Source organism: Solwaraspora sp. WMMB762, from assembly GCF_049179115.1.
Classification (GTDB): Bacteria; Actinomycetota; Actinomycetes; order Mycobacteriales; family Micromonosporaceae; genus Micromonospora_E.
Map to the genome: position 1 here is coordinate 5,688,912 of NZ_JBMHMD010000001.1, position 19,974 is coordinate 5,708,885.

Annotated in this window: 19 protein-coding genes and 1 tRNA gene; 17 read left to right on the top strand and 3 right to left on the bottom strand. The window is 73.2% G+C overall.

The features are described 5' to 3' along the window. The first annotated feature begins 29 nt into the window (after positions 1–29). Together ACN27J_RS25470 and ACN27J_RS25475 are read left to right on the top strand one after the other, a co-directional pair. On the top strand, positions 30–1,439 hold the full coding sequence (locus tag ACN27J_RS25470) for a PLP-dependent aminotransferase family protein (protein ID WP_421370091.1): 1,410 nt from the start codon (positions 30–32) through the stop codon (positions 1,437–1,439). Positions 1,440–1,468: 29 nt separating this feature from the next. Further along, on the top strand, positions 1,469–3,085 hold the full coding sequence (locus ACN27J_RS25475) for a DUF885 domain-containing protein (protein ID WP_421370092.1): 1,617 nt from the start codon (positions 1,469–1,471) through the stop codon (positions 3,083–3,085). On the opposite strand, the gene nudC is transcribed toward ACN27J_RS25475, so the two are convergent. After that, on the bottom strand, positions 3,071–3,952 hold the full coding sequence (nudC, locus tag ACN27J_RS25480; RefSeq protein ID WP_421370094.1) for an NAD(+) diphosphatase: 882 nt from the start codon (positions 3,950–3,952) through the stop codon (positions 3,071–3,073). The genes ACN27J_RS25475 and nudC overlap by 15 nt on opposite strands. A gap of 10 nt (positions 3,953–3,962) precedes the next feature. Next, positions 3,963–4,673: a hypothetical protein gene (locus ACN27J_RS25485; RefSeq protein WP_421370096.1), complete on the bottom strand. Its 711-nt coding sequence runs from the start codon at positions 4,671–4,673 to the stop codon at positions 3,963–3,965. Between the two features lie 215 nt (positions 4,674–4,888). Here ACN27J_RS25485 and eno point away from each other — a divergent pair, with 215 nt between their 5' ends. From eno to ACN27J_RS25550, 13 genes are all read left to right on the top strand, one after another. Beyond that, positions 4,889–6,172, top strand: a complete 1,284-nt coding sequence (eno, locus tag ACN27J_RS25490; RefSeq protein WP_421370098.1) for a phosphopyruvate hydratase — start codon at positions 4,889–4,891, stop codon at positions 6,170–6,172. A gap of 138 nt (positions 6,173–6,310) precedes the next feature. Beyond that, a complete protein-coding gene (locus ACN27J_RS25495) occupies positions 6,311–7,012 on the top strand; it encodes a septum formation initiator family protein (RefSeq protein ID WP_421372463.1) in 702 nt (233 codons plus the stop codon). Positions 7,013–7,032: 20 nt separating this feature from the next. Next, on the top strand, positions 7,033–7,539 hold the full coding sequence (locus tag ACN27J_RS25500) for a DUF501 domain-containing protein (RefSeq protein WP_421370100.1): 507 nt from the start codon (positions 7,033–7,035) through the stop codon (positions 7,537–7,539). A 9-nt stretch (positions 7,540–7,548) separates the two neighbouring features. Next, a complete protein-coding gene (locus ACN27J_RS25505; protein WP_421370102.1) occupies positions 7,549–8,076 on the top strand; it encodes an amino-acid N-acetyltransferase in 528 nt (175 codons plus the stop codon). A gap of 107 nt (positions 8,077–8,183) precedes the next feature. Beyond that, on the top strand, positions 8,184–9,188 hold the full coding sequence (locus ACN27J_RS25510; RefSeq protein WP_421372466.1) for an exopolyphosphatase: 1,005 nt from the start codon (positions 8,184–8,186) through the stop codon (positions 9,186–9,188). Between the two features lie 141 nt (positions 9,189–9,329). Next, positions 9,330–10,037 (top strand): dienelactone hydrolase family protein, encoded by a 708-nt coding sequence (locus tag ACN27J_RS25515; RefSeq protein ID WP_278173881.1) that lies wholly within the window; start codon positions 9,330–9,332, stop codon positions 10,035–10,037. Between the two features lie 70 nt (positions 10,038–10,107). Next, on the top strand, positions 10,108–10,863 hold the full coding sequence (locus ACN27J_RS25520; RefSeq protein WP_421370104.1) for a uracil-DNA glycosylase: 756 nt from the start codon (positions 10,108–10,110) through the stop codon (positions 10,861–10,863). Between the two features lie 47 nt (positions 10,864–10,910). Then, positions 10,911–11,660: a DUF4129 domain-containing protein gene (locus tag ACN27J_RS25525; RefSeq protein ID WP_421370106.1), complete on the top strand. Its 750-nt coding sequence runs from the start codon at positions 10,911–10,913 to the stop codon at positions 11,658–11,660. Beyond that, positions 11,653–12,237, top strand: a complete 585-nt coding sequence (locus ACN27J_RS25530) for a hypothetical protein (RefSeq protein WP_421370107.1) — start codon at positions 11,653–11,655, stop codon at positions 12,235–12,237. Before ACN27J_RS25525 ends, ACN27J_RS25530 begins: the two co-directional genes overlap by 8 nt. Continuing rightward, complete coding sequence (locus tag ACN27J_RS25535; RefSeq protein ID WP_278173884.1) at positions 12,234–13,271, top strand: AAA family ATPase; 1,038 nt, start codon at positions 12,234–12,236, stop codon at positions 13,269–13,271. Before ACN27J_RS25530 ends, ACN27J_RS25535 begins: the two co-directional genes overlap by 4 nt. A 16-nt stretch (positions 13,272–13,287) precedes the next feature. Next, on the top strand, positions 13,288–14,757 hold the full coding sequence (locus ACN27J_RS25540) for a DUF58 domain-containing protein (RefSeq protein ID WP_421370109.1): 1,470 nt from the start codon (positions 13,288–13,290) through the stop codon (positions 14,755–14,757). Further along, positions 14,754–15,317: a hypothetical protein gene (locus tag ACN27J_RS25545; protein WP_421370111.1), complete on the top strand. Its 564-nt coding sequence runs from the start codon at positions 14,754–14,756 to the stop codon at positions 15,315–15,317. The genes ACN27J_RS25540 and ACN27J_RS25545 overlap by 4 nt, the downstream gene beginning before the upstream one ends. Before the next feature lie 151 nt (positions 15,318–15,468). Next, positions 15,469–16,818: an NAD(P)/FAD-dependent oxidoreductase gene (locus tag ACN27J_RS25550; protein ID WP_278173887.1), complete on the top strand. Its 1,350-nt coding sequence runs from the start codon at positions 15,469–15,471 to the stop codon at positions 16,816–16,818. Here ACN27J_RS25550 and ACN27J_RS25555 read toward each other — a convergent pair. Further along, complete coding sequence (locus ACN27J_RS25555; RefSeq protein WP_421370113.1) at positions 16,811–18,673, bottom strand: hypothetical protein; 1,863 nt, start codon at positions 18,671–18,673, stop codon at positions 16,811–16,813. The genes ACN27J_RS25550 and ACN27J_RS25555 overlap by 8 nt on opposite strands. A 138-nt stretch (positions 18,674–18,811) precedes the next feature. Between ACN27J_RS25555 and ACN27J_RS25560 the strand changes: the two genes are divergently transcribed. Together ACN27J_RS25560 and ACN27J_RS25565 are read left to right on the top strand one after the other, a co-directional pair. Continuing rightward, positions 18,812–18,892: transfer RNA gene (locus ACN27J_RS25560), tRNA-Leu, on the top strand. Between the two features lie 167 nt (positions 18,893–19,059). Next, positions 19,060–19,881: a Bax inhibitor-1/YccA family protein gene (locus ACN27J_RS25565; RefSeq protein WP_421370114.1), complete on the top strand. Its 822-nt coding sequence runs from the start codon at positions 19,060–19,062 to the stop codon at positions 19,879–19,881. Positions 19,882–19,974: the final 93 nt, after the last annotated feature.

Below are 19,974 nucleotides of genomic sequence, written 5' to 3' on the forward strand. Positions count from 1 at the left end.
TTTCTACTCCACTGAAAGGACCAATTCGGATGTGGGAGGTGCTGGTCGAGCTGGACCGGACCCGGGCAGGGCTCACTGACCAGCTGACCGGTGCGCTGCGATCGGCGATCGGCGATGGCCGGCTCGCCGCCGGCACCCGACTGCCGTCCACCCGCAACCTGGCCGCCGAGCTGATGGTCTCCCGGGGGGTCGTCGTCGAGGCGTACGAGCAGTTGTCCGCCGAGGGCTGGCTGCTGGCCCGACGGGGTGCCGGCACCACGGTCGCCGCGACCCCGCCGCGCCCGGCAGCTCAGTACACCCCGCCGGACCCGCCGCGAGGACCACTGCACGGACCGGCGGGAACCGGGGCCCGGGCGACGGTGCTGCGGCCGGGCGTACCGGATCTGGCGATGTTTCCGCGCGCCGAGTGGCGCCGGGCGTACGAGCGGGCGCTGCGCACCGCCCGCGACGCCGACCTCGACTACGGCGACCCGCGCGGGGCGCCACGGCTACGCACCGAACTGGCCGGCTACCTCGGCCGGGTTCGGGCCGCCCGGCTCGACCCGGATGAACTGTTCGTCACCACCGGCGCCGCACAGGCGTTCGGCTTGCTCGCCGCCGTGCTGCGACAGCACGGCGCGACCACGGTCGGTATTGAGGATCCGGGCAGCCCTGGCATCCGTGGGCACCTGACGGCGCACGGGCTGCGGCTGGTGCCGGTGCTGGTCGACGCCGACGGTCTCGACGTCGGCGCGCTCGCGGCGAGTGACGCGCACGCGGTGCTGGTCACCCCGGCGCACCAGTTTCCGACCGGGGTGGTGCTGGCCCCGCGCCGCCGCCACGAGCTGCTCGACTGGGCTCGGCGTACCGGCCGGTTGATCGTCGAGGACGACTACGACGCCGAGTTCCGCTACGACCGGGATCCGGTCGGCTGCCTGCAAGGGCTGGCACCGGACCTGGTGGCCTACGTCGGCTCGGTCAGCAAGGCCCTGGCACCGGGGATGCGGCTGGGCTGGCTCGGCGTACCGCCGGATCTTCGGCAGTCGGTGCTGGCCGAGAAGGCGGCGGCCGACCTCGGCGGACCGGTCCTGGAACAGCTCGCCTTCGCCGAGCTGTTGGCCTGCGGCGGGTACGACCGGCAGCTGCGTCGCTCCCGGCTGGTGCACCGGCGACGGCGGGACGCCCTGATCGGTGCCATCCGTCGGCATCTGCCGCAGGCCCGGGTCTCCGGTGTTGCGGCCGGCCTGCATCTGGTGCTGGAGCTGCCGGCCGGGGTCGACGACACGGCGCTGGCCGCGGCCGCTACACGGGTCGGGCTGGGGCCGGTACCGCTGTCTGCGGCCCGGCTCGGACCGTCACCGCCGGCGGGTCGGCCCGGCCTGGTGCTCGGCTACGCCGCGCATTCACCCGACGAACTGGAATCGGCGGTCCGGACACTCGCCGGGTTGCTCGACGCATAGCGTCGGTGGGATGGCCTAGGGTCGGTGGCATGGCGTCGTTCGTACCTCTGGCTGAACGCATCATCGACGCGCTGCTGGCCAGCGATCCGGCCCTGGCGTCGTCGGCCGGTGACCACCGCCACGACGACCGGTTGCCGGACCTGTCGGTCGACGGCGTCGCCGCCACCGCGACGATGCTGCTGGACGCCACCAACGCGCTCGCCGAGGTCGACGCGGACGCATTGTCCACCCAGGAGCAGGTGGATCACGCGATCCTGTCGGCGATCGTCGATCGGCGGCTGTTCGAGCTGACCGAGGTGCGTGCCCGGGAGTGGAATCCGCTGGTCTACAACCCGGGGCCGCTGCTGCACGGGCTGATCGCCCGCCCGTTCGCGCCGGCCGCGCAGCGGCTGACCAGCCTGGCCGGGCGGCTCGGCGCCGTACCGGACATGCTGGCTACCGCCCGCGAGACGCTGCGCGGCGTGCCGGCGATCCACGCCGAGACCGCCGCCGGCCAGTTCGCCGGCACCGCCGCGCTGGTCCGCGACCAGGTGCCGGGGCTGCTGGCCGAGGAGCCGGGGCTGCGGGACAAGGTCGAGCCGCTGGCGGCCGAGGCGGCGTTCGCGTTGGACGAGTTCGCCGGCTGGCTGCGCGACAGCCTGGAGCGCGACGTCGACCGGCGGGACCCACGGCTGGGCCGGCGGCTGTGGGAGGCGCAGCTGTGGCACACCCTGGACACCGAGCTGACCGCCGCCGACGTGCTGGACCGGGCCTGGGCGAATCTGGAGCGGGTAACCGGCGAGATCCGGGCGGCGGCGGCCGAGCTGACCGGTGGGCCGGCCACCGACGACACGGTACGCACCGCGTTGGCCCGGCTGGCCGCCGAGCATCCGGACGACTCGTCCATCGTGTCGCTGGCACAGACCGCGATGCGGGAGACCACCGAGTTCGTCGCCGCCCACGATCTGGTGTCGATGGTGGACGACCGGTGCGTGATCCAGGAGATGCCGGAGTTCGCCCGGGGCGTCGCGGTGGCCTACTGCGACCCGCCCGGGGTGCTGGAGCGAGCCGACGTGCCGACGTTCTACTGCATCGCGCCGACGCCGACGGATTGGCCCGCCGAGCGGGTCGAGTCGTTCTACCGCGAGTACAACGACCACATGGTGCGTAACCTGACCGTGCACGAGGCGATGCCGGGGCACTTCCTGCAGTTGGCGCACGCCCGCCGGTTCCTCGGCACCACCCGGGTGCGGGCGGTCGGCCGGTCCGGGCCGTTCGTCGAGGGCTGGGCGGTGTACGCCGAGGAGATGATGGTCGACGCCGGGTTCGGTGGCCTGCCGGTGCGGCTGCAGCAGTTGAAGATGCAGCTGCGGATGACCATCAACGCGATCCTGGACCAGTTGACGCACTGCGCGGAGCTGCCGCAGGCCGAGGCGATGGCGTTGATGACCGGCCGCGGCTTCCAGGAGGAGGGCGAAGCGGCCGGCAAGTGGCGTCGGGCGTTGCTGACCTCCACCCAGCTGTCCACGTACTTCGTGGGGTACGCCGAGGTGGCGCAGGTGGCGGCGGCGCGGCCGGCCGGCGTACCGGCGCGGCAGTGGCACGACGCGATGCTGGCGCACGGCTCGCCGCCGCCGCGGCACCTGCCGGCGCTACTGCCGGTCTGACCTGCCGGCGCGCTGGTGTTCGATCAGCCAGCGGGAGATCGAGTACGTTGCCGGCAGCTCGGCCGGCAGGTCGTCCAGGGCGAACCACCGGGCCTCGGCGATCTCCCGGCCGTCGACGACCGGTTCGGCGTCCGGCCCGGCGCGGGCGGTGAAACCGGCGAGCACCACGCCGGGGCCGGACATCGCCCACGGCTGGCTGCCGAAGTAGTCCACCTCGTGCACGTCGAGACCGACCTCCTCGGCGACCTCGCGGTGCACCGCCTCCTCCAGCGTCTCGCCGGCCTCGACGAATCCGGCGACCAGGGCCCAGACAGCGGTCGGCCCGTAGGTGTGCCGGACCAGCAGCAACTCGTCACCGTCGGGTCCGGGGCTGCGGGTGATCGCGGCCAGCACGGCGGGGGAGAGCTGCATCGGTACGTACAGGTCGCAGCCGGGGCAGCGGCGGGCATGCTCGCCGGGCACCTCGGCCAGCTCGGTGGCGCAGGCTCCGCAGAACCGGTGGGTACGCCGCCAGGTGATCACCTGCAGGGCGCGTCCGGCGAGCGCGGCGAGTGGCTCACCCAGCTCACCGGCCATCGCCGGCCAGCTCCGCCAGCCGCCGAGCTGGTCGTCGACGGCGGGCAGGCCGGCTGCCCACACCCGGGTGCCGTCCAGGCTGCCCAGCGGCACCCACTCGGTGCTGGCCGGTAGATCGGCCACCGACGGTAGTCCGCCGTCGGCGCCGACCAGCAGTCGGCGGCCGGCCACCACCAGGCACGGATCGGCCGGGTCGGCGCCTCGGCCCACCCGGGCGTCGGGAACGAATCTGCCGGGCGGGGCCGGGTCGCTGGGCGGGGCCGGGTCGCTGGGCGGGGGCGGATCGGCCACGGACGGCCCGTTACGCGGGGCCGGGTCGACGGTCGACGGACCGTGCTCCGTGGGGGAGCGTGAAGGCGGTCTCGTCGGCAGTGTCACTGTACCGGCTTATCGCGAATTCGACGGTCTGTCCATCGACCACCCCGGTGAAGCTGCCCAGCGCGCCTTCGGTGGTGACACACACGTCGAACCGGGACGCCGCCGCCCCCTGCACCTGGCTGACCTGCACACAGGTGGCGTGTCGGCCGGCGATCGTGGTGTCGTTCTGGCTCACCACGGCCGCCGGATCCAGCGCGGTGGCGTTGAGTAGCGTGATCACCACCGGTGGGGTGACCAGGCCTCCGGCGTTGGCGTCGGTGAACAGCTCCGGATCTGGTTGGGCGGACGGGGACGGCCCGCTGGTCAGGGTGCAGACCGGCGGGGAGTCGTCGGTGTCACACTCGGTGGTGGTCTCGTCGGTGACGATCAGCTTGCCGCCCGGGTAGACGTACGCCGTACGTTGCGGGGTCTGCGCCTGCACGATGCTGGCACTGGCCCCGCCGACCAGCTGGTACTCGGCCGAGTAGGTCAATGCCCTGGCCCCGTCGAGTCGGGCGGCCAGCTCGTTGACCAGGTCGGCCGGCTCGATGGTCTGGCCGGCGTCGGCGATGGTCTGGCAGCCGGCGACCAGCAGCAGCGTGCCGGCGGCGGTGGCCGCTGCGGCGCGGCGGAACCGGTTCTCCGTTGCACGCATGGTGACAGGGTGACCGATCCTGTCCACCCACCGCAAACCGATTGCCATCAATGTCAGTAAATGAGATCGATGCCGGATCCGGGTGGTTCCCGACGCGTACATCCCGCGTTTCGGAAGCCAGCGCCCGCAGCGTCACCGTCGCCCGATACGCTGCCACCGGAACGGTCGGCCGCACCGTCGCGGCCTTGCGGGACTTGATCACGAGGAGCGACACAGTGGCTACCATCGAGGGAATCGTCGCCAGGGAGATTCTCGATTCGCGCGGCAATCCGACCGTCGAGGTCGAAATCGGGCTTGACGACGGCACCATCGCCCGCGCTGCGGTGCCGTCCGGCGCGTCCACCGGGGCCTTCGAGGCGATCGAGCTGCGTGACGGCGACGCGGACCGCTACTCCGGCAAGGGCGTCGAGCAGGCGGTGGCCAACATCGAGGAGCGCATCGTCGACCAGCTGGTCGGTTTCGAGGCGAGCGAGCAGCGGCTGATCGACCAGAAGATGCTGGATCTGGACGGCACCGCGGACAAGTCCGGGCTGGGCGCGAACGCCATTCTCGGCGTTTCCCTGGCGGTCGCGAAGGCCGCCGCGAACAGCGCCGAGCTGAGCCTCTTCCGGTACCTCGGCGGGCCGAACGCCCACCTGCTGCCGGTGCCGATGATGAACATCCTCAACGGCGGCGCACACGCCGACTCCAACGTCGACGTGCAGGAGTTCATGATCGCCCCGATCGGCGCGCCGACCTTCCGGGAGGCGTTGCGCTGCGGTGCCGAGGTCTACCACAAGCTCAAGTCGGTGCTGAAGAAGAAGGGCCTGGCCACCGGCCTCGGTGACGAGGGTGGCTTCGCCCCGGACCTGCCCACCAACGCCGCCGCGCTGGACCTGATCGCCGAGGCGGTCGGCGCCGCCGGCTACCAGCTCGGCACCGACATCGTGCTGGCGCTCGACGTCGCCGCCACCGAGTTCTACCGCGACGGCGCGTACGTCTTCGAAGGCTCCGGCAAGACCTCCGACGAGATGGTCGCCTACTACACCAAGCTGGTCGGCGAGTACCCGATCGTGTCCATCGAGGACCCGCTGGGCGAGGACGACTGGGCTGGCTGGTCGGCGATGACCGCCGCGCTCGGCGACCGGATTCAGATCGTCGGCGACGATCTGTTCGTCACCAACCCGGAGCGGATCGCCCGGGGCATCGCCGAGCAGGCGGCGAACGCCGTTCTGGTCAAGGTCAACCAGATCGGCTCGCTGACCGAGACGTTCGACGCGGTCGAGCTGGCCCACCGCAGCAACTTCCGCTGCATGATGAGCCACCGGTCCGGTGAGACCGAGGACACCACGATCGCCGACCTGGCGGTAGCCACCGGCTGCGGCCAGATCAAGACCGGCGCACCGGCCCGCTCCGAGCGGGTGGCCAAGTACAACCAGCTGCTGCGGATCGAGGAGGAGCTGGCCGACGCGGCGCGCTACGCCGGGGCCGGCGCGTTCCCGAGGTACCGTTCCGCCTAGCGTCCCGCCGGTTCGACCGGCCCGGTCCTGGTGACCGGGTCCGGTCCGACCGGTCCCGGCGCGCCGACGGTTCGACCAGCCGCCTGCGCACCCGACCGGTCCCGTACAGCCAACCGCCCGGGGAGGGGTGTGACGACGGTGCCGCAACGGCGCACACCGAGTGGTCAGGGCCCGGCCCGCCGGCCGGGACAGCCCGGCCGGTCCGGCTCGCGCGGGCCACTGCGGCTCGCCGGCCGCGACACCGGTTCCGACGGCGGCTCCCGGGCCGACCAGCGCGGCAGAGCGACCCGGTCGGCGGGTGCCGACCGGGTCGCTGCGCCGCGCTCCGGCGTGCCCCGCCCCGCTGCGGGCCGCTCCGGTGACCCGGGTCGCCCGGCCAGCCGCCCGGCTGCCGGCCGCCGGGTGCCCGGCGGCCCGGTCAAGCGGACCACCGCGCCGCAGCCCAACCGGTTCACCGGCCGGGCGACCGTGCTGCTGGTGGTGCTGGTCGCCCTGGCGCTGGCGTACACCTATCCGGTGCGGGTCTACCTGGCCCAGCAGTCCGACATCGCCCGCATCGAGCAGGCCCAGCAGGCCCAGCGCGAACGGATCGCCGAGCTCAACGCGCAGGCCGAGCGCTGGCAGGACCCGGACTTCATCCGGATCGAGGCGAAGCGGCGGTTCTACATGGTCTACCCGGGTGAGGTCCCGCTGCTGGTGCTGCACGATCCGGACGGTGCCGCCCGCGACTCGGGCGAGCCGGTCGAGCCGGCCGGTGAGCGCGACGGCCCGGCCGGCCCGTGGTACGACACGCTCTGGTCGAGCGTGCAGGCCGCCGACGCGGAGGGCATTTCTCGGTGAGCGAATCGGTGAACGAATCGGTGAGTGAAGCAGCCGACGAACGCGATCTCGCGGCGGTCGCCGCGCAGCTCGGCCGGCCGCCGCGCGGCACCCGGGCGGTCGCCCACCGCTGTCCGTGTCAACTGCCCGACGTGGTCGAGACGGTGCCCCGGCTCGCCGACGGCACGCCGTTCCCGACCCTGTTCTATCTCACCTGCCCCCGGGCGACATCGGCCTGCAGTCGGCTCGAATCAGCTGGACTGATGCGTGAGTACGCCGCCGAGCTGGCCGAGGATCCCGAGTTCGCCGCCGACTACCGGGCGGCGCACGAGGACTACCTCGCCCGGCGGGAGGCGATCGGCCACGTCCCGGAGATCGCCGGAGTGTCGGCCGGCGGCATGCCGGGCCGGGTCAAGTGCCTGCACGTCCACCTGGGTCACGCGCTCGCCGTCGGCCCCGGCGTCAACCCGATCGGCGACCGGGTGCGGGAGCTGATCGGCCCCTGGTGGGCCGGCGGCCCCTGCGTACCGCCGCCGGAGTCGGACTAGGTGACCGGCGTGACGGATCCCGGATCCGACGCCGGCCTGGTCGTCCGGCGGGCCCGGACCCGCGACGTACGGGGCATCCGCCGGCTGATCGACCTGTACAGCCCGGACCGTCGGCTGCTCAGCAAGGCCACGGTCACGCTGTTCGAGGACGTCCAGGAGTTCTGGGTCGCCGAGCGGTCGGCGGACGGGGCGATCGTCGGCTGCGGCGCGCTGCACGTGATGTGGGAGGACCTGGCGGAGATCCGTACCGTCGCGGTCGACCCGCAGTGCCGGGGCCGGCGGATCGGGCACCGGATCGTGACGGAGCTGGTCGCCGTCGCCCGTCAACTGGGCGTGGCCCGGGTGTTCGTGCTCACCTTCGAGACCAGGTTCTTCGCCAGCTTTGGCTTCGTCGAGATCGACGGGGCCCCGGTGCCGGCCCAGGTCTACGAGCAGCTGCTGCGTTCGTACGACGAGGGCGTCGCCGAGTTCCTCGGGTTGGAGCGGGTCAAGCCGAACACGCTCGGCAACACCCGGATGCTGCTGCACCTGCGCTGACTGCTGCTGCACCTGCGCTGACGTGCACCGCACCCGCGCCCGACGGCGTCGGCCGCCGGCCCGGCAGCGGCTGCGTACCCGGTACGGTGTCCGGTGTGGCGACGCGGGTGGCGGGCATCGACTGTGGCACCAACGCGGTCCGGTTGCTGATCGCGGACCTGCCGGACCCGCAGCAGCTGGCAGAATCCGGGACCGGCTCGGTCACGGGAGCCGGCTCGGTCACGGGAGCCGGCTCGCCGGCCGGGTCGGCCGCCGCGCCGCTGACCGACGTGGTCCGTCGGATGGAGATCGTCCGGCTCGGGGAAGGCGTCGACCGGACCCGCCGGCTCGCCCCGGCGGCCATCGAACGGACCCGGCAGGCTCTCACCGGGTACGCCGCCGAGCTGGCCGCGCACGGCGTCGAGCGGGTGCGGATGTGCGCCACCTCGGCCAGCCGCGACGCCGACAACGCCGACGAGTTCGTGGCGATGGTGCAGGCCACCCTCGGAGTGACCCCGGAGGTGGTGACCGGCGACGAGGAGGCCCGGCTCACCTTCGCCGGGGCGGTCGGTGGGCTGGCCGCCACCGCGCCGGCACCGTACCTGGTGGTGGACATCGGCGGCGGGTCGAGCGAGTTCGTCGTCGGCACCGACACGGTGCACCGGGCGGTGTCGGTGGACGTCGGCTGCGTACGGATGACCGAGCGGCACCTGCGTGCCGATCCGCCGACCGCCGCCCAGATCGCCGCCGCCGAACGCGACATCGCGGTGGCGGTCGACCGGGCGCTGTCGGTGGTGATGGGGCCGGACCGGTCCGGCCCGCCGCCGACGCTGGTCGGGCTCGCCGGGTCGGTGACCACGGTGGCCGGGATCGCGCTGCGGCTGGACAGCTACCGGGCGGACCGGCTGCACCACGCCCGGATCAGCTACGACCAGGTGGCCGAGGTGACCGCCGACCTGCTGGCCATGCCGGTCGGGCAGCGGCTGCGGATCCCGGTGATGCACCCGGGCCGGGCCGACGTGATCGCCGCCGGCGCCCTGGTGCTGCGGATCGTCATGGAACGCGCCGACGTGTCGTCGGTGGTGGCCAGCGAGCACGACATCCTGGACGGGATCTGCCTGAGCTTGCGGTGACCGGCAGACGTACCGCAGCTCACCAAGAGGCGTACGCCACCCTCCGCGCGCCTTCCCCGGCCCCACGGCGCGTGTCAGGCTACCCGGACACGTGCCCCACTGCGCGCCAGCCAACGATGACTGACCGACAGGAGGACCCCCATGGGCGAGATGGTGAGCTACCGCAGCAACGGCGGGACCAGCGAGGGATACCTGGCCCTGCCACCGGCACCCGGGGAGGGCGGCGCGGCGGGCGCCGCACCTGCGGTCATCGTGATCCAGGAATGGTGGGGGCTGGTGCCGCACATCACCGCGGTCGCCGACCGGCTAGCCGAGGCGGGGTTCGTGGCCCTCGCTCCCGACCTCTACCACGGCGTACAGGCGACCGAGCCGGACGACGCCCGCCGGCTGCTGATGGGCCTGGCGATGGACCAGGCGGCCAAGGACATCGCCGGCGCCGCCGAGTACCTCGCCGGCCGGGCCGAGTCGGCGGGCGACACCGTCGGTACGGTCGGCTTCTGCGCTGGCGGCAGCCTGGCGCTCTGGTCGGCCACGCTGACCGGGCGGATCGTCGCCACCGCCGGGTTCTATCCGGCGCTGCCGTGGGAGCGGATGCGTCCCGACTGGGCGGGCTACGCCGGCAAGTCGGCGATGATCCACTGCTCGGAGCAGGACGGCACCTCCGCCGCCGACGGGATCCAGCAGGCCAAGGGCTACATCGAGGCGGCCGGCGGGGGTTGCGTGGTCTACGACTACCCTGGCACCCGGCACGCGTTCTTCAATGACGACCGGCCGGAGTCGTACGACGACGACGCGTCGACGCGTGCCTGGGCGCGGACCTTGGAGATGTTCCGGACCCGACTCGGCTGACGCCACGGCCGGCCGGTCTCGGTCTCGCGGTGCGTCGTCCGCTGGCCGACCGACGTCGGAAGGAGCCGTGGTGACCGGTACCGCAGCCGACGTGACCAGCGCGGCCGACGTGACCAGCGTGGCGGCGCGGGTGCCGGACCTGCCGGCACTGGACCACGCGATAGCCGGCTGCCGGGCCTGCCCGAACCTGGTGGCCTGGCGGGAAGAGGTCGCCGCGACGAAGCGCGCGGCGTTTCGTGACCAGACCTACTGGGGCCGTCCGGTCCCCGGCTTCGGGCCGCCGGACGCCCGGATCGCGATCCTCGGGCTGGCGCCGGCGGCGCACGGCGGCAACCGCACCGGTCGGGTCTTCACCGGCGACCGCTCCGGCGACGTGCTGTTCGCCGCCCTGCACCGCGCCGGGCTGGCCAACCAGCCGACCAGCGTCGCCGTCGATGACGGTCTGCGGCTGTCGGACACCCGGGTGGTGGCCGCCGTCCGCTGCGCCCCGCCGGCGAACCGGCCCACCCCGGCCGAGCGGGACACCTGTGCGCCCTGGCTGCACCGGGAGATCGCCCTGCTGAGACCGACGCTGCGGGTGGTGGTCGCGCTCGGCGCGTTCGCCTGGGCCGCGTGGTGGCCGGCGATGAGCCGGGTGTACGGGCGACGACCGCCCACACCCAGGCCGGTGTTCGGCCATGGGGCACACTGGTCGGGCGGCGGGGCGGTGCCCGACGTGCTGGGCTGCTACCACGTCAGCCAGCAGAACACGTTCACTGGACGGCTCACTCCCGCCATGCTCGACGAGGTGTTCACCGAGGTGAATCGCCTGGCGGGGCGGATTTGATCGGGCCGAGACGACCACTGGAGGACTCGAGGGGGCACCCGCCGGCAATGGATTCCGCGGCTATCCGCAGGCTGTGGCCACTCGCCGCCGTCGCCGTACTGCTCGCGCTGACCGCGGTCGCGGCGGCGAACTCCACCCTGCCGGTCGGCCGCACCGACGCCACCGTCGAACGGGACATCCCCGCGCTGCCGGACTACCAGCAGCCGCAGACGGCACCGACGTACCAGCCGCCGCCGGACGACTTCGCCGCCGCCGACCAGCAGCAGCTTCCGTCCTGGGTTCCGCTGCTCGCCGGGGCGCTGTGCGGCCTCGCCGTGCTGGTCGTCGCCGGCCTGCTGCTGTGGACCCTGCTGCGTGACGTGGTGCGCCGCCGACCCCGGTCGATCCCGGTCGGCATCCGCCGGCGGAGCACCGCAGGGCCCGGCCCGGCCAGCACGGCCGAGGTGGTCGCCGCCGTCGACGCCGGACTGGTCGAGCTCTCCGCCGCCGACGCCGACCCGCGCCGGGCGGTGATCGCCTGCTGGGTACGGCTGGAGCAGGCCGCCGCCGCGGCCGGCACCCCGCGCCAGATCGGCGACACCTCGACCGACCTGGTCACCCGGCTGCTCGCCGGGCACGAGATCAGCGCCGAGGTGCTGTCGGCGTTCGCGGGCGTCTACCGCGAGGCCCGCTACGCCCGGCACGACGTCGACGAACGGACCCGGGAGCAGGCGCGGTGGGCGCTGCGCCGGCTGCGTACCGAGCTGACCGCCGCAGTCGGCCCCGGCGAAGGCGAAGGCGGGCCGGCCGGTGAGTGACCCGCAGACCAGCATCGACGACCTGCTCTACCACGACGAGGAGGCGCCGCCCCGCGAGCGTCGCGCGCCCGGCCGGGTCCGGTCCTGGCTGACGGCGCTGGCGCTGGCCGCCGCCGGCACCGCTGCCGTCCTGCTCGGGCTGCGGCTGTTCGGCCTGACGGTGCCGGTCGAGGCGGTCTTCGCCGGCTGCCTCGCGCTGGTGGTGCTGCGCCGCACCGTCCGGTCGGTCGCCGCCCCGCCCCCGGTCAAGCTGCGCCGGGTCGGCTCCGACCCGGAGGACGGCAGCTACGTCTTCGGCAGCGAGGACGGCCTGCGGGAGGCGGTCGGCCGGTGGGAACGCCGGCTGCGGGCCGGTCAGGGCGACGCGGGCCGGTTCGCCGAGGTGACCCTGCCGGTGCTCGGCGAGCTGGTCGACGAGCGGCTACGGCACCGGTACGGGCTGACCCGGGCCACCGACCCACAACGGGCCCGGGATATCTGCGGGGACGAACTGTGGAACTTCCTGAACACCCCGGCCCGGCGCAAGCCGTCGGCCAAGGACTGCGCGGTGTTCGTCAGCCAATTGGAGAAAATATGAACGACGTGGTGGCAGCCCCGACCACCGAGGTCAGCCGGCTCGCGCACGCCGTACTGGACTCGGTCGGCACCGTGCTGGTCGGCAAGCGGGACGCGCTGGAGCTGGTCCTCGCCGGCATCCTCGCCGGCGGGCACGTGCTGCTGGAGGATCTGCCCGGGCTGGGTAAGACGCTGACCGCCCGGTCGTTCGCCCAGGCGTTGGGGCTGGACTTCCGTCGGCTGCAGTTCACCCCCGACCTGCTGCCGGCCGACGTCACCGGTTCGTTCCTCTACGACCAGCGCAGCGCCGACTTCACTTTCCGGGCCGGTCCACTGTTCACCAATTTGCTGCTCGCCGACGAGATCAACCGGACACCGCCGAAGACCCAGTCGGCGCTGCTGGAGGCGATGCAGGAGAAGCAGGTGTCGGTCGAGGGGGTCACCTACCGGCTCGAGGCGCCGTTCCACGTACTGGCCACCGCCAACCCGATCGAGTACGAGGGAACCTACCCGCTGCCCGAGGCGCAACTCGACCGGTTCCTGCTGCGGGTGTCGTTCGGCTACCCCAGCCACGAGGAGGAGTGGGAGGTGCTGCGCCGGCGCATCTCCCGCCGCCAGGAGGAGACCGAGCTGGCCGCCGTGGTTGACGCCGCCGGGCTGCGGGCCATGCAGGCGGCGCTGGAGAACGTGGTGGTCGAGGACTCCATCGGCCGGTACATCGTGGCCCTCACCGCGGCCACCCGGGAACATCCGTCGGTCCTGGTCGGAGCGTCGCCCCGGGGTTCGCTGGCGCTGCTGCTGCTGGCCCGGGCCAAGGCGGTGCTGGCCGGCCGGGACTTCGTCGTGCCGGAGGACGTCAAGGAGGTGGCCGCCCCCGTACTGGCACACCGGATCACCCTGCGGCCGGAGATGTGGCTGCGCCGGGTGGATCCGTCGTTCGTGGTAGGCGAGGTGCTGGCGCAGACCCCGGCCCCGGCCAGCGGCGCGCTGCCCAGCTACGGCGGCGGGTTCGGCCCACCGGGCAACGCGGCGGCCGGCCGCCGCGCGGCACCGTGACCGGCGGCGGCGTGTCATGACCGCCACGCAATGGCAACCGACCCGGGCGCTGGGCCGGGCGGTGCTGATCACCGGGCTGCTGCTGATCACCGGGGTGATCCTCGGCCGGGTCGACCTGGTCGCCCTGGCCACCCCGTTCGCGCTGGGCACCGCGTACGCGCTGCGCCGTCGGCCGGTCGCCGCGCCGGTGCTGGACCTCGGGGCGGTCGACGCCAACCTCGTCGAGGGCGGCCAGGTCGGTGCCCGGGCCGCCGCAGCCAACCCGGCCGACGCCGACTACGACCTGGTCGTGGTACGCGCGCTGGTGTCGCCGTGGTTGCGCATCGACGAGGTCGGGGTGCTGGCGCCGATTCCGCTCGACGGCGGCCGTTCCGGTGGCGGACGGGCCGCGGATCCGGGCGACCCGTCCACCGACCCGCCCGCCGGTGGTGGCCAACTGCTGGTACTCGAACGGTTGGCGGCGGCGGCCCGTCCCCGTCCCAGTGGTGGAGTGCCGGACCGCCCGTTCGGCCTGGCGGTGCCGACCGGCTCGGCGGCCGGTTTCGAACTGTCCGGGGTGGCGCTGCGCTGGGGCCGGCAGCCGGTCGGACCGGTCGCCGCGCGGGCGATCTCCTGCGACGGGCTGCTGTCCTGCCGGCCGGTGGTCGCCGAACCGGTCCGGGTGCCGGTCTACCCGGTGATCGACCCGTTCAACGCCGACGAGGCGATGCCCCGCGCCGCCGGGCTGGTCGGCGGGCACCGCTCCCGCCGGCCGGGGGAGGGCGGTGAACTGGCCGGGGTGCGCATCTTCGGCCCCGGCGACCGGCTGCGCCGCATCGACTGGCGGGTGTCGCTGCGGGCCCGACAACTGCACGTCGCCGCGACCCTGTCCGACCGCGACGCTGAGGTGGTGCTGCTGCTCGACGTCCTCACCGAGGTCGGCCGCTCCGGTGGGGTGTCCGGCGGTGCGTCGGTGCTGGACACCACGGTCCGGGCGGCGGCCGCGATCGCCGAACACTATCTGCACCGCGGTGACCGGGTGTCGATGCTGGAGTATGGGCCGACGGCCCGCCGGCTCCGCCCGGCCACCGGCCGCCGGCAGTACCTGACGGTCCTGGAGTGGCTGCTCGACGTCGAGGTGCGGCCCACCCCGTACGAACCGTACGACCAGGTCTTCGGCCCCCAACTGCTCTCCTCGGACGCGCTGGTCGTGGTGCTGACCCCACTGGTGGACCCGCGTTCGGCGGAGATGCTGGCCCGGATGGCCCGCTCGGGGCGGATCGTCGTCGCCGTCGACACGCTGCCCACCACGGTGGCGCCGCCGCCCCGGCAGGGCCAGTGGACCGAGGTGGCGTACCGGCTGTGGCGGCTGGACCGGGAGAACACCGTCGGACAGTTGCGTGAACACGGCGTACCGGTGGTGAACTGGGCCGGGGCTGGAAGCCTCGACCAGGTGCTGCGGGACGTGGCCCGGCTGGCGTCGGCGCCGAAGGCGGTACTGCGATGATCACCGCGATCCGGGACCGGGTGGCGGCGGTGCGCACCGGATTCACCCGGGTCACCCTCGCGCCGGTGCTGCTGCGGGGCGTGGTGGCGGTCACCGCGCTGCTCGCGTTCGGGCTCGCGTACCCGGCCGAAGTCTTCCTCGGCCGGGCCGGCCCGGCGCTGCTCGCCGTCGCGCTGCTGCCGGCGTTGGCGCCGCGCGGGCACGCGCCGGCGGTGACGATCCTGGTCGGGATCGGCGGCTGGGTGCTCGCCACCACCGGGTACGGGACCCCGGTGCAGCTGTGGCGGCTGTTGGCGGTCGGCGCGCTGCTGTACCTGACCCACAGTCTCGCCGCGCTGGCCGCCGCCGTGCCGTACGACGTGGTGCTGGCCCCCGAGGTCGTGGTGCGCTGGTCGACCCGGGTGGCGGCGGTGCTGCTCGCCTCGGCGGTGCTGGTGGTGCTGCTGATCACCGCCGCCGGCCGGACCGCCGGTCAGCCTTTCCTGCTCGCGGTGCTGGCCGGCTTGGCGGTGGCGGTCGGCGCGGTCGCCCTGCTCGCCGCCCTGGGCCGGCGCCGCTGACCGGCCGGCGGAGGCATGATCGGCCGGCGCCGCTGACCGTCCGGCGGAGGCATGATCGGCCGGGAGGTGCGGCGGCTCACACGGGCGTGCTCGGTCACATATCTGGCTTTCGAGGCGGCGTCAAGAGGCAACCGGGAGGAAGATGGGGTACGTGAACAGGCAACGGATCCTTGTCGTCGGTGCCGGGCATGTCGGTCTCTACGCCGCCCTGCGCCTGTCCCGCAAGATGCGTCGGGGCGAGGTCGAGGTGATCGTGGTCGACCCGCAGCCGCACATGACCTACCAGCCGTTCCTGCCGGAGGCGTCGGCGGGCAACATCTCACCCCGGCACTCCGTCGTGCCGCTGCGCCGGGAGCTGCGCCGCTGCCACGTGATCGCCGGAGCGGTGACCAGGATCGAGCACGCCCGCAAGGTCGCCGAGGTGCAACCTATCGTCGGCCCGCCCCGGGAGATCAGCTACGACCATGTGATCGTCGCTCCCGGTTCGGTGTCCCGCACCCTGCCGATCCCCGGTCTGCGTGAGCACGGCATCGGGTTCAAGACCATCGGCGAGGCGATCTACCTGCGCAACCACGTCCTGGAACGGCTCGACGTGGCAGCGGCGACCGCCGACGAGCAGGTCCGCCGGACCGCGTTGACGTTCGTCTTCGTCGGCGGCGGCTACGCCGGCATCGAGGCGCTGGCCGAGATGGAGGACATGGCCCGGGACGCGCTGCGCTACTACCCCGAGCTGAAGCCGACGGACATGCGCTGGGTGCTTGTCGAGGCGACCCAGCGGGTGCTGCCCGAGGTCGACCGGGACATGGGCGCCTACACGGTGCAGCAGCTGGTCAAGCGGGGGATGGACATCCGGTTGGACACCCGGCTGGAGTCCTGCGTCGACGGGCTGGTGCGGCTCTCCGACGGCGACAGCTTCCCGGCCGACACGATCGTCTGGACCGCCGGGGTCAAACCGTCGCCGATGCTCGACGCCACCGATCTGCCCCGCGACGAGCGGCGGCGGATCAGCTGCCGGCCGACGCTGCAGGTCGTCGACGGCGACCGGACGGTCGACGGCGCGTGGAGCGCCGGTGACTGCGCCGCGGTGCCGGACCTGACCGGCCCGCCCGGGGCGTACTGCTCGCCGAGCGCCCAGCACGCGGTGCGCCAGGCCCGCACGATGGCCGACAACATCCTGGCGGTGGTCCGTGGGCAGCAGCCGGTCGAGTACCGGCACAAGCACGCCGGCAGCGTGGCCAGCCTCGGCCTGCACAAGGGCGTCGCCCAGGTGTACGGGATCAAGATGACCGGGCTGCCGGCCTGGTTCATGCACCGTACGTACCACATGAGCCGGATCCCGTCGCTGAACCGCAAGGTGCGGGTGATCGTCGACTGGACGCTCGCGCTGGTGCTCAAGCGGGAGGTGGTGGCGCTCGGGCAGCTGCACGACCCGCGCGAGGAGTTCCTCGGGGCGACCCCGCAGCTCGACCAGCCAGGTGCCGCACCGGCCCGGGTCAGCTGACCGGCCAGGTCCAGGCGTCGGCCACCCGCTGGCCCGGCCCGAGCAGGTCCTCGGTGGTCTGCCGCAGCTCGGCAGCGTGCGTGGTGTCGTCCACCAGCACCACGCAGTCGGCACCCCAACGGGCCAGGTCACGACGGGCCCGGGCGCGTTCCTCGTCGGTGATCTCCGGCACCTCGCCGGTCCGGGCCACCTCGGCGAGGATCTTCGACGTCGGCAGCTTGAACGTGCCCATCGAGGCGTCGCCCCCCGGGGCGTACGGGCCGATGAAGAACCCTTCCGGCATGCCGAAGTCGACCGTGGTCGCGGTGGCCCAGGCCATCGGCCACGGCTGCGGCGGGGTGGCGGGCGGCACCGGCACCAGCACGCCGCCGGACGGTACGCAGCTCCGCCAGTGACCGCCGACGATGAACTCCGGCAACGGGTCGCGGTCCATCGCCGGCAGCGGGGCCGGCACGACCGGGATCAGCGCCACTGCGACGACGGCTGGGACGGCCAGCCGGGCCGGTCGCCGGCCGAGCCGCAACGCCCGGTCGACGGCGAGGGTCAGGATGACGGCGATCAACGGGATCACCGCGAGGGCGAACCGCATCGGCAGCGCCCCGTCCACCACCGGCATCCCGTCGAGCAGGGCGTACGGCCCCGGGACGTCGGACTTGGCGCCGTCGACGACGATCCGTGGGCCGAGTGAGAGCCCCGCCATCAGCAGCGTCCCGGCGGCGCAGGCGACGACCACCGGCCGCCGGATCAACCAGCCGGTGGCGGCGGCCGTGACCAGCACCAGCGGCCAGCCGAGGAAAGTGTTGTACTCGGCCGGTCCGGTGGTCAGCTCGGCGGCGGCCGCCGAACCGGCCACCGACAGCTCGGACACCGCCGGCCAGCTGGCCAGATCGGCCGAGAAGTACGCCGGGTCGAACACGCCGTCGGAGACGCTCTGCGGCCCGGCGAACTGGAACCACAGCGGATACCCGAGCAGCACCACGCCGACGGCCACGGCGACCAGCATCCCGGCGACGAAGTTCGGCAGGATCCGCCACGCGTACCGGGGTCTGGTCGCGGCGAACGCCGCCGCCATGATGATCAGCGTGACCGCGGTGAGGAAGAGTACCTCCTCGCCGACGAACACCTGGACCGCGACGACCAGCCCGAGCCAGCCGCCGGAGGTGACGATCCGGCGGCGGTCGGGCCGGCCGGCCGGCCCGAGGATCCGCCCGTCGGGTGTCGAGCCGGTGGGGTCGGCGGCCCGCATGATCCGGAGGAGCAGCCACATCATGACCGGGATCAGCCACAGCGCGGTCATGTGCAGGTGGCTGTTGCTCTGCGAGACCATCCCGGGGGCGAACCCGCAGAACGCGCCGCCGGTCGCGGCGGCCAGCCGGTGCGCGCCGAGGGGCCGGGAGAACAGGAAGTAGAACGCGATCGCGCTGGCGGCCAGGTTGCCGGCGACCAGCAGCGCGAAGCTCACCGGGGCGCCGAAGAGCACGGTGACCGGGGCCATCAGGAAGCCGAGCGCGATGACCGTCGTGTTGGCCATCAGATTCACCCCGTCGGGGGCGTTCAACCGGTCACTGAGCAGGCCGAAGTCGCCGAACAGCAGCCGCGCGTCGCTGGCCAGGAACCACTCGTACAGGGTCTGGTCCTCCGGGTTGAAGGCCAGCAGGTGGGCACCGGGTGCGGGCCAGAGCCGGTGGGTCAGCACGCCGGCGAACAGGACGAAGAACAGGCACACGACGGCGTCCACCCGGTGTCCGCGAGCCGCCGCGGCGATCCGGGACCACCGGGAGCCAGCCGTCGAGGGTCCGCCGGGCCGGGGCGGAACGGGGCCGGTGTCCTGCGCTGCGGTTGCTGAGCGGCTCACGGTTCGCACCCTAGTGCCGTGGGCCGGCCGGGCTGCGTCCGGCTGGGCGCGACCCGCTACCGTGACATCTGCCGTCGCGTACCAGCGCGTGGCGTGTCGGCGATCGGTCCGACCGGGCGCAGCCCGGCCGACCCGCCGGCCCGGGTGGTGGAATGGCAGACACGGCTGCCTTAAAAGCGGCTGCTGAAAAGCGTGCGGGTTCGATTCCCGCCCCGGGTACCTCGGTGTCACCTGGTGCCGTTTCGAGGCCTGGTGCCACCGGCCGGAGTCCGCCCGTTCCACCGGACCGAGTCCGCCCGTGACCGGCGGTCCTGCACAGCGTCGATCGAGCCGTCTACCCTTGACCTCACACCATCGTGTGACAACCCCCTGAGGGAGGCTGGACAGTGAAGACATCCAACCCGGTCCTGGCTCGGCTCGGCCAGGCGGCCGAGCGGGAGCGGGCCACCGGGTACGCCCCTGCCGGTCCCTACGGGCAGCCCGGCACCGGGCAGCCATATCCGTCGCAGGCCGGTCACCCGGCCGCGCCACCCACCGTCGCGCCGATGACGGTCGACGACGTCGTCGTCAAGACCGTCACCCTGCTCGGCATCACCGGGCTGTCGGCGGCGGCGGCCTGGATCCTGGTCCCCGACTCGCTGCTGTTCGGCGCCTGGATCGGCGCCGCGATCGTCGGCCTGGTACTGGGGCTGGTCATCTCGTTCTCCCGGGTCGCGAACCCGGCGCTGGTGGTCACCTACGCCGTCGTCGAGGGTGTCTTCGTCGGCCTGGTCAGCAAGTTCTTCGAGGTGGTCGCCGGCTACCAGGGCATCGTCCTGCAGGCGGTGGTAGCCACCTTCGGCGTCTTCTTCCTGATGGCCGCCCTCTACAAGATGAAGGTCATCCGGGCCACCCCGAAGTTCACCCGTGGCCTGATCGCCGCGATGGTCGGTGTCTTCGCGGTCATGATGATCAACCTGGTGTTGTCGCTCTTCGGCGTCGACACCGGGCTGCGTAGTGGCGGTCCGGTCGCCATCATCTTCAGCCTCATCTGCATCGTGGTCGCCTCGCTGAGCTTCGTGTTGAGCTTCCACGAGGTCGAGGAGGGCGTCCGGCTCGGCCTGCCGCAGCGCTACTCCTGGACCGCGGCGTTCGGCATCCTGGTCAGCCTGATCTGGCTCTACATCGAGATCCTGCGCCTGCTCAGCTTCTTGCAGGGCGACGACTGACCGTCCGTCCGCTGACCGTCCCCGTCCGCGCCGCGCCGCGCCGCGCCGTACTGTCGGCGCGGCGCGGCTGTCGTCGCCGGCACTAGACTGCGG